Genomic DNA, 9,469 nt, shown 5'->3' with positions numbered 1-9,469 from the left:
CGATGCCGATGATGAGGTCGAATTTATCGGCGAAGAAGGCGACGGCTTCACTGCCAATCAAACCGGCTGATCCGGTAACGAGTGCAATCTTCATATCAATTCAGAGAAGTAAAGGGGTATTACCAGCCAAATAATGCTATTTCCCCATGTGCATGTTAAGACAAAAGTAACGCAAAAAATCAGACTTATGTCCGCTTATGTCTACTAAACCTCACCAGAAGAAACCAATTTTTACCAAGCGGGCAAACAAAACGAAAGCGGCAAACCAGCGTATTTACGCTAATTTGCCGCTTTTTTTAGGCTCATTAAACTAGTTTATGCGCCTTGTCCGATGGTTCCGGCACCAAATAATTTTTCACGGATTTTCTGCGTCCGTGCGTCCAAATCTGGGTTAGGCGTGTATTTATATTTTGTTTGTACAGCAGCGGAGTCTCTGCCAGCTCCGTATACTTCAGGATCGCCCGCCCGGTAATCAGCCCGGTAATCGTTGGCCCGGGCATCTTTCTGACGAATTGTGTTATATTTCTGATAGTCGCAGGATGCCAGCGATAAGACCGCTACAGCCAACAAACCTATGCTTTGTACGCGTTTCATAGCCACTTGATTACGAATTGATTCGGCAAAAATAGGTTAGACCGGTTAGGTTTCCAAACAAGAAAGCCTACTTCGGCTTTTTTTGAGAGGATTAACGGGATTGGCAGGATTTTACCTCTATGCATCCTGTCAATCCCGTTAATCCTCTCAAAAACTTGTCTGCATCTTACTTCCTTAAGGACTCAATCTCTTGCCAGACAAAGCCCATTAACTCGCGGATGTGCTCCTGCGAGAAGTCGAAAGGCACGTTTGCTGCGGCATAAATCTCGCGGATGGGTGCTTTATAACCCAGGCTTAAGGCTTCTTTGTACCCGTCAAGACCCGCTTTAGGGTCGCGCCGGTAATTTCGCCAGACGCCAATGGCCCCTAGTTGAGCAATACCGTACTCGATGTAATAGAACGGCACTTCGTACAAATGCAACTGCCGCTGCCAGAGATATTCCTGATAAAAGGCAAAACCATCCCAGTTGGTGATCGTGTCGGCAAACTGGTTGTATATACGTACCCAACTTTCACGGCGTTCGGCGTCACTATGCATTGGGTTCTCGTAAATCCAGTGCTGAAACTTATCGATGGTTGCCACCCAGGGTAGTGTTTCAATGATCGACTCCAGGTGCTGGAGTTTAGCCCGACGCAGTTCTTCAGGGTTTTCGAAAAATACGTCCCAGTGATCCATAGACAGCAATTCCATGCTCATGGAAGCCAGTTCGGCAACTTCCATGGGTGGGTTACGGAACGCTTTCAGAGACAAATCGCGGGTCAGAAAGGAGTGAACCGCGTGGCCCCCCTCGTGTACCATCGTTACCAGATCGCGCAGGCTGGAAGTGGCGTTCATAAAAATAAAGGGTACTCCAATTTCTTCCAGCGGGTAATTATAGCCGCCCGGTGCTTTGCCCTTCCGCGACTCCAGATCGAGGTGACCCATAGCGCGCATAATTCGCAGATCATCGCCCAATTCTTTATCGAGCCGGTCGAAACAGGTAATCGTTTTTTCGAGAAGTTCGGCTCCGGTGGAGAAGGGCTTCAGCGGTGGACGACCTTCTACATCGACCTTGGCATCCCAGGGGCGTAATGGATCTACCGCTAGCTTGCTCTTACGCTCCTGGGCCAGCTCGTTCAGTAACGGCACAACGGCCTCGGCAACCGATTCATGGAAGTTGATACAGTCTTCCGGGGTATAATCGAAGCGGCCCAGAGCAGCAAACGAGTAATCGCGGAAGTTGGCGAATCCGGCATTTACGGCTATCTGATGTCGTAAATCGCGTAGACGGTCAAATAGCTGATCCAGCGTTTCATGGTCCTGGAAACGCCGTTCCCAGATTTTGCGCCAGGCTTCCTCACGCACGGCCCGGTCGGTCGACTGGAGCCGGTCGCTGGCTTCGGGCAGGGTCATTTCGCGCCCGTCGATTTGCACGGTCATAGCCCCAACGATAGCACCATACTTACGCTCTTCGGTCTGGAGGTCGGTCTGGAGCGGGACGTTTTCTTCCCGATAAATTTCAATGGCTTTTTTCATGCCCCGCACCATCACGTCATAGCCATCATCGGTCAACTGGCTCAGAAAAGGGCTGTTAACCGCTTTCAGATCCAGTTCATTGCCGTAGGTGGTCATGGGCGGCTGAATTTCGGCAATGAAAAAATTCAACTGACTGACCAGTTCCTCGTTAGCCGTATCGCAGGTCATGCGGATGTACCGCCACGCAAAATTCTCGGATAGATACGATTCCAGTTCGCTCCGATCAATAAGCCATTGCTTCAGTTCATCGGCGTTGTCAATGGCGCGGTCCAGTAGTTCTTCGTACAGAGGTTTTACATCATTCCAACTGGTTAGTTCGATGGTCTCGCCAACAAAGGAACGGGTTGGCCGGGCTGGAAGATTCAGGGTTTGGTTTGCTGTCATGGGTCTTGTTACGTAGCGGCAAAGCTGTACGGCCAACGGCTATTTTTTAAGTGCTGATTTATTCAGGAATAAGCGGCTTTCGGCCACGTTACAGTAAGCCATTATGAAACTTTTTTGTTCACACACTTGCAACTACGAAATTGTTCGTATATGTTTACTACGAAATTATTCGTAGATAGATTATGAAGCCAACCGACTCCGAACTGGAAATCCTGCATGTACTCTGGGCCAATGGTCCCAGCACAGTGCGGCAAGTACACGAGAAGCTAAGCCAAAGCCGCGATATTGGTTACACAACCGCCCTGAAGTTAATGCAGATCATGCACGAGAAAGGGTTTTTATCACGCGACGAAGAGGCCCGTTCGCATACGTACACGGCCATCGTGAGTGAAGAAGATACGCAACGAGGTCTGGTCGACCGGTTTGTGGAAACAGCGTTTCGGGGTTCGGCATCCAAGCTGGTCATGCAGATCCTGGGCCAGCACAAGGCCTCCCGCGAAGAGCTGGACGAGATCAAAAAGCTGCTGAATGACCTGAACCGGGATTCATAGGATTTAAAGGATTAACACGATTTTGCCATGAACCATTTCAAATTTCTCACCAGTCCGGTTGCGGACGCCCTTGGCTGGACGTTGCTCCACGCAATCTGGCAAGGCTTTGCGCTGGTTTTACCCGTGGCCGTGGTACTGCACCTGTTGCGAAACCGGTCGAGTGCCTTGCGCTACCAGATTAGTACGCTAACGTTACTGGCTCAGTTGCTGGTATCGGCCGCAACATTTGCGTGGTATTATGAGCCACTGGTCAGTAGCGGTTCGTCAAAACCGATGGCTGTGGCGATGCAAACGCTGCCCATTCGCTGGCAGGCGATGGCCCAAACGCTGCCCTGGCCTCAGCAGCTACAACTCTTTCTGGAGAACCACCTCAGCCAGTTTGTCTTTGTGTACCTATTGGGCGTGGCGCTCTTCGGCCTGCGGCTGGCGGGTGGCTGGCTGTATCTGCAACGGCTCACGAAAACGGCTACCGAACCCACGTCTGCGGTATGGATGCAGCTCACCAACCGTCTCCGGTCAACGCTGGCGATTCGGGGCGCGGTGCAGGTTCGGGAATCGGCCCGCATCAGCGTGCCGATGGTCGTGGGCATTCTGAAGCCGATTTTATTGCTGCCCGTCTCCCTGGTTACGCAACTGACCACCCGCGAAATAGAAGCGGTGCTGGCGCACGAACTGGCGCACATCAAACGGCACGATTATGCGGTTAACCTCCTGCAATCGGTGGTGGAAGTGCTGTATTTTTTCCATCCGGCCCTGTGGTGGCTATCGGCGCGGGTCCGCGAAGAACGCGAACATTGCTGCGACGACCTGGCGGTACTGGCCTGCGGGGGCGACGGCCGAATTCTGGCACAGGCGCTGGCGCATGTCGAAGAGCTTCGGTTACGTCAGCAAACTGCCGCACCGGCGCTGGCGATGGCTTTTGCGGGTAAACGGCAGCATCTATTGCACCGGGTTCGGCGAATGCTGGGTGTACCCACGCGCCCGTTTGTTTCTAACGGTAGTCTGGCGGGCCTGACTCTGGCGACTATTTTATTGATGAGCGTATCGGTCTACGCTGTACAGGAACAGGCCCAACCGAAACCCAAACCGAAGACTAGCCAGCCGCACCCAACCCGAAAGCATAAAGCGGGGAATGGTACCGAATTCAGCATTACCGACAACCGAAAAGTCGACTACATTATCTGGAAAGGCAAGAAGTTACCCGCCAAACAGGTGGCCCAACTGCAACGGCAATTCGATCAGGTAATGGCCGGGCAGCTTAACCTCGATGACGTTAAGCAACCCAACCGCGATATTCTGCTGACCATTATCGAAACGGATTACGGGCATACGCAGGGAATGAATGCTTTGGCCGAAGGATTAGCCAATATTGATTACAGCAACATTGTGGCGTCGGCGCTGACGAACGTACCACTCAGCCCCGACGGTACGGTAGAAGGGCTGGCCAGGGTTAATTACGATTCGATCATCAATAGTGCATTGGCGTCGTTACCAGCCTTAAACGCGCTGCCCGATTCACTCGACAAGCTCAATCGGCTGAATCAGCATCTGTTTAACACGGATTCCCTTCCCGAAGAATTCCAGAATAAATTCCTGGAGCTTAAGCTTAAGTATGATCAAGTGGCTACGCAGTTGACGGAGCATGAAAAGGCTATGGAAAGATACATAGCGATGATGGAGGAGCCTTCAAAGCAGCGCCGACACATGGATCTGGAGCAACGAAAATTACAGGAAGAGATCGCCTATATGAAGAAACAGGCTTCCCGATCCGACTTTCGTGCGATCAACGATGCGCTTTCAGCACAAATCGCCACTGCCGAACGGAACCTTTCAGAAGCCCGTAAACGAATGAAGGAGCTTACTCGCAGGGAAATTAGCCCGTATTCAGATAGTTTATCCAAAGCGTTTAAGCGATTAACAAGGCTGAGGGATTCAATCCGGATCAATGAAGGCGAACTACTTAATATAGCACCTGTACCACCAATACCCCCGGCCACACCAGCCGCGCCGTCAGTTGGTGTACCGGTTCCTCTCCCGGCCCCCGCAGCACCTGCCGTTAAAGCATTGCGTGGCCGTGCAACGCCATCGGCCGTTCCTAAACCGCCAAAACCAGCTAAAGCGCCAAAAGCCGATTGGCCGAAAAAACCGGAACTTCCCGAGAAGCCGGATTAATGTAGTGCCGGGCGTCGTAACGCCGGGCGTCCCGCCCGGGGGTGTAGTCGGTGGCTAGTTACTGTCACGTTTTCTCACACCCGGGCGGGACGTCCGGTACTACTTACTCAATTTCAATCACCACGTCACGACCATCGGGGTGGGCGACGCAGGTGAGCACGTATCCGGCTTTCAGTTCGGATTCCGACAGGCCGTCTTCTTCATCCAGTTTCACTTTGCCGGAGATGCACTTGCCCAGACAGGCCGTACACATGCCCGCCTGACACGAATACGGCAGGTCGATATCCAGATCCAGAGCCGCTTCTAGAATGGTCTGGTGTGGCGCCACGGCAAACTTATATTCGCTGCCTTCGTACAATACCGTCACTTCGGGCGAACTGCTTTCGGCGGCTGTTTCGGGTTCTTCCACCACTTCACCGGCCGTAACAGGTGCCGTAGCGAAACTCTCCTTGTGGACGCGCTCCGCCGAAACACCCACCAGCGACAAAGCCGAACGGGCTTCGGCCATCATGCCATCGGGTCCGCACATGTAGAAACTGGCGTTCTGCAACTCAGCCTGCGATAGTTGGTCGAACAGTTTGGTGAGCGAATGCTGATTTAAGCGCCCTTCGGCACCCGTCCAGCCATGGGAAGGCTGGCTCAGCACGTGCGTTACCTGAAAGCGCGATTTTCCATAGGCCTGTTCCATGGCGTCCAGATGAGCTTTGTAAATGATCGACTCCTGATTCCGGTTGCCGTAGATAAGCCAGATACGGCTGTTCGGCTCCACGTGCAGGGTCGATTTTGCCATGGAAAACAGCGGTGTAATACCACTTCCGGCCCCAATCAGCACCAATGTCCGGCGGCCCTGTGGCTCCAGCTTTGGCACAAACGTGCCCATCGGTTCCAGACTCTCGATAATGTCGCCCGGCTTTATCCGGTCACAGAGATAATTGGAAGCGAGTCCACCGGGAACGCGTTTCACCGAAACCGCCAGCGATACATCTACGTGGGGCGACGAGGCCATTGAGTAGGACCGGCGTACCTTCTGGCCGTTGATGTTCAGCAGGAAGGTTAGGAACTGACCGGGTTGATAGCGAATTTCTTCGTTGATGGGGTGCCAGAAACTTATTGTCACAGCGTCGGCCGTTTCGCGGACAACGTCTTTAACTTTCAAAAAATACCGATTTGCCATTACTATTCAGGTTGTCTTTCAGCATGGATCGAATGGAGCAGAATGGAATTATCCTATTTTCTGTTTATTTCTCCGGCAGCAATTGGGTTCGGATCGCTACCTGTTCGTGCCATTGATTTCTTTTTTGCAAAGGTACAAGTGAACGGGTGGAACTTACCCATTTTTATGAAAATCAACGAGCGCTACAGCGGGTGCTTTGGTGATACGACCCATTGTTAAACCGGTTTGTTTGACAGCCTCGCGCAGTTGATCGGCGAAATAGTACGCAATCGAGCCCACAAAATGAACGGGCCACGTTTCGGACTCCGGAAAGCGTTTTACGTAAGTTGTTAGAAAGAGGACAAAAGCGTCAATTACAAGCTTCGTTATATAGGGTTGATCGAGATGCGCAAACAGGAAGGGCGTAAAGGACGCAAAGTACCGATTAGGGTACGGTTTCTGGTAGGCATTCTCCAATAAGGCCGGACGGTCGAGCGCATATTGGCTCTGGAAAGCCGCTTTCAAATCGGTGGGCAGCCGCTCCTGGAAAAAGTCGCGAACGAGGGTCTTACCCAGGTACCCCCCGCTTCCTTCATCACCCAGCCAGAAGCCCAGCGACTGAATACCCCGCGTAATCTGGATACCATCGTAACAACAGGCATTGGCCCCGGTGCCGAGAATACAAACAATTCCCGATTCATGGCCCAGGGCAGCTCTCACCGCCCCCAGCATGTCACTATTCACGTCAACCGTTTGTAAAGCTGGCAACACGGCCCGTAAGGCATCAGCAATAATATGATTTACGGCTGGCCCCGTACAGCCGGTTCCGTAGTAAAAAACCTTCGTTACAACCGCACCCGTCAGGTAAGGAATAAGCTGAGTTTGCAATGTTGCTACGATTTGTTGAGTAGTCTGATAATATGGATTGAAACCATCCGTTTGAATAGCGCGGGCCTGACCATCGGCAGTTATCAGTTGCCAGTCGGTTTTGGTCGAACCGCTATCAGCGATTAAAAGCATAAGTAAATCGAGTAGCGTAACGGTTTTGATTAGCGTAGTTTGCCGACGGCGGAAAAACGGGCAAAAACGCTGTTTGAATGAGGGGCATCCACGAGTTCGTCGGTGAGGTCCTGTCCAGCCCAGTGTTCATAATGCTTGCCGTTGCGCCAAAGGCGTGAGTTCGACAGGTCATAAATGATCCCTTCGAACGCACACCATATCTCGTCACGGTCCTGTCCATTTCGTAAGGCCAGCTGCGATCGAGTGTAGGTTGGCAAGGGCGTTTCAGGGGTTGACATGGCGTATCCATTTAGTCAAACTGTATGAATTATTGAGCATGCTTTTTGTAAGTGACAACAAAATTAGCGTAACTTAGCCACTTCTGTCTCCATTGCATTTTATTAACCATGAGAAAGACTCATTACATCGCTTTTCTTTCAGTAGTAACCCTCATTAGTGTGTTAATAGGCTGTAAGGGCAACAAACCGGCTCCCGTTTCGGAACGCATAGCCAAAGCCTGGACCGCCAGTAAAGTGAACGAGGGCACGGTTACAGTCTATACAAAAGGCGGTACGGCCAATGTTCGTAACTATGGCTCCTTCAAACTCGATTTGAGTCAGGCCCCAACGGTTCGCTATACAGAATTTGACGGCAATACATTTGTCGGAAAGTATTCTGTCCCCGCTGATAATCGCCTTGTACTGACTGACCTAACCCCTTCTCCTACCGGTGCCAATGGCACAATTGAATTTACGATCAATTCAATTGATGATTCCAGCGTTACACTCACACGGACAACGACCAGCCAGAAAACCGGTGGCACAACGAATGTTTACACGCTGACCAATCCATAGGACACCAGCAAACCAATTCATAAAAAAAGCCGTTCCGTATAGCAATCGGAGCGGCTTTTTTGGTTGTACCCACGGGTTTTAACCCGTGTTTTTCATTTTATCAACAACACGGGTTAAAACCCGTGGGTACAACCAAAAGCTTAATTAACACACAATGACTGATCTTAATACAATTGGCGAAATTGGCCTTATAGAACGTATCCGGCAGGCAACTACCGCACCTGCCCATCGCGAAACCGTACGGGGCATTGGCGATGATGCCGCTGTGTTCGACTGGGGCGATGACTATGGCCTGCTGTCGACCGATATGCTGGTTGAGGGTATTCATTTCGACCTGACGTATGTTCCCCTGAAGCACCTTGGTTATAAAGCCGTCACGTTTGGCGTTTCGGATATTGCCGCGATGAACGGGCTGCCTGTCCAACTGACCATTAGTATTGCATTGAGCAGTCGGTTTCCGGTAGAAGCCATCGACGAACTGTACGAGGGAATCCGGGCCGCCTGCGAAGCCTACAAGGTTGATCTGGTGGGTGGCGATACCTCCGCTTCCCGCTCAGGCCTGATCATTTCGGTATCGGTATTGGGTAAAGTTCCCAAAAATCTAATTACCTATCGAAACACGGCCAAACCCAACGATGTCGTTTGTGTAACGGGCGATCTGGGAGCGGCTTACCTGGGCCTTCAACTACTGGAACGCGAGAAACAGGTGTTCCTCGCCGACCCGAATATGCAGCCCAATCTCTCCGAAGAACGGGCCTATCTGGTACAGCGTCAACTCCGCCCCGATGCCCGAACTGACATGGTTCACGAACTCCGCGACCTCGGCATTCGTCCAACAGCCATGATCGACATCTCGGACGGCTTAGCGTCTGAATTGCTTCATCTCTGCCATCAGTCCGGTACCGGGGCGATCATTTTCGATGAGAATATCCCGATCGACGACCAGACGCATCTGGCAGCCGATGAATTCAAGATTAGCCCAATAACGGCGGCTCTCAACGGGGGCGAAGATTACGAACTGCTCTTTACAGTTCCTCCGCAGGAGTTTGAAAAACTGTCGGCCAACGCCCGCATTACGGCCATTGGCTATCTGACAGCTGACCCTAAACAGATTGTACTAGCCACCAAAGCCGGTCAGCAGACGCCGATCCGGGCGCAGGGCTGGAACCAGTAGTGTGCTGGCGCGGGCATTTGCCCGTGCCTTTACATAAAGCCAGTATTCACTGGCGGTTGAATGCGTCAGCGA

9 protein-coding genes are annotated in these 9,469 nt (G+C 51.9%); 4 read left to right on the top strand and 5 right to left on the bottom strand.

The window, feature by feature from the left end; translation table 11 throughout:
• Positions 1-315 precede the first annotated feature (315 nt).
• Both CRO74_RS26680 and CRO74_RS26675 read right to left on the bottom strand, forming a co-directional pair.
• The gene (locus CRO74_RS26680) at positions 316-594 is read right to left on the bottom strand and encodes a hypothetical protein (RefSeq protein ID WP_097130537.1); all 279 of its coding nucleotides are present in this window, start codon (positions 592-594) and stop codon (positions 316-318) included.
• A gap of 166 nt (positions 595-760) precedes the next feature.
• Positions 761-2,494, bottom strand: a complete 1,734-nt coding sequence (locus CRO74_RS26675; protein ID WP_097130535.1) for a M3 family oligoendopeptidase — start codon at positions 2,492-2,494, stop codon at positions 761-763.
• 182 nt (positions 2,495-2,676) lie between these two features.
• On the opposite strand from CRO74_RS26675, the gene CRO74_RS26670 reads away from it, so the two are divergent.
• Positions 2,677-3,045, top strand: a complete 369-nt coding sequence (locus CRO74_RS26670) for a BlaI/MecI/CopY family transcriptional regulator (protein ID WP_097130534.1) — start codon at positions 2,677-2,679, stop codon at positions 3,043-3,045.
• A 27-nt stretch (positions 3,046-3,072) separates the two neighbouring features.
• Positions 3,073-5,217, top strand: a complete 2,145-nt coding sequence (locus tag CRO74_RS26665; RefSeq protein WP_097130532.1) for a M56 family metallopeptidase — start codon at positions 3,073-3,075, stop codon at positions 5,215-5,217.
• Positions 5,218-5,320: 103 nt separating this feature from the next.
• Here the strand turns inward: CRO74_RS26665 and CRO74_RS26660 are convergent, their stop codons facing one another.
• The 3 genes from CRO74_RS26660 to CRO74_RS26650 all read right to left on the bottom strand — a co-directional run bounded on the left by CRO74_RS26660 (position 5,321) and on the right by CRO74_RS26650 (position 7,668).
• Positions 5,321-6,391 carry a ferredoxin--NADP reductase gene (locus CRO74_RS26660; protein WP_097130530.1) on the bottom strand — a complete coding sequence of 357 codons (1,071 nt, stop codon included), beginning with the start codon at positions 6,389-6,391 and terminating at the stop codon, positions 5,321-5,323.
• Between the two features lie 153 nt (positions 6,392-6,544).
• Positions 6,545-7,390, bottom strand: a complete 846-nt coding sequence (locus CRO74_RS26655) for an N-acetylglucosamine kinase (RefSeq protein WP_097130528.1) — start codon at positions 7,388-7,390, stop codon at positions 6,545-6,547.
• Positions 7,391-7,419: 29 nt separating this feature from the next.
• Positions 7,420-7,668 (bottom strand): cytochrome b5 domain-containing protein, encoded by a 249-nt coding sequence (locus CRO74_RS26650; protein WP_097130525.1) that lies wholly within the window; start codon positions 7,666-7,668, stop codon positions 7,420-7,422.
• A 108-nt stretch (positions 7,669-7,776) separates the two neighbouring features.
• On the opposite strand from CRO74_RS26650, the gene CRO74_RS26645 reads away from it, so the two are divergent.
• Both CRO74_RS26645 and thiL read left to right on the top strand, forming a co-directional pair.
• Complete coding sequence (locus CRO74_RS26645) at positions 7,777-8,223, top strand: hypothetical protein (protein ID WP_097130524.1); 447 nt, start codon at positions 7,777-7,779, stop codon at positions 8,221-8,223.
• A 154-nt stretch (positions 8,224-8,377) separates the two neighbouring features.
• Positions 8,378-9,397 (top strand): thiamine-phosphate kinase, encoded by a 1,020-nt coding sequence (gene thiL / locus CRO74_RS26640; protein ID WP_097130522.1) that lies wholly within the window; start codon positions 8,378-8,380, stop codon positions 9,395-9,397.
• Positions 9,398-9,469: the final 72 nt, after the last annotated feature.

The organism is Spirosoma fluviale (assembly GCF_900230225.1).
Lineage (GTDB): Bacteria > Bacteroidota > Bacteroidia > Cytophagales > Spirosomataceae > Spirosoma > Spirosoma fluviale.
Note: the sequence above shows the minus strand (reverse complement) of the source record. Positions and strands in the feature narration are given on the sequence as shown.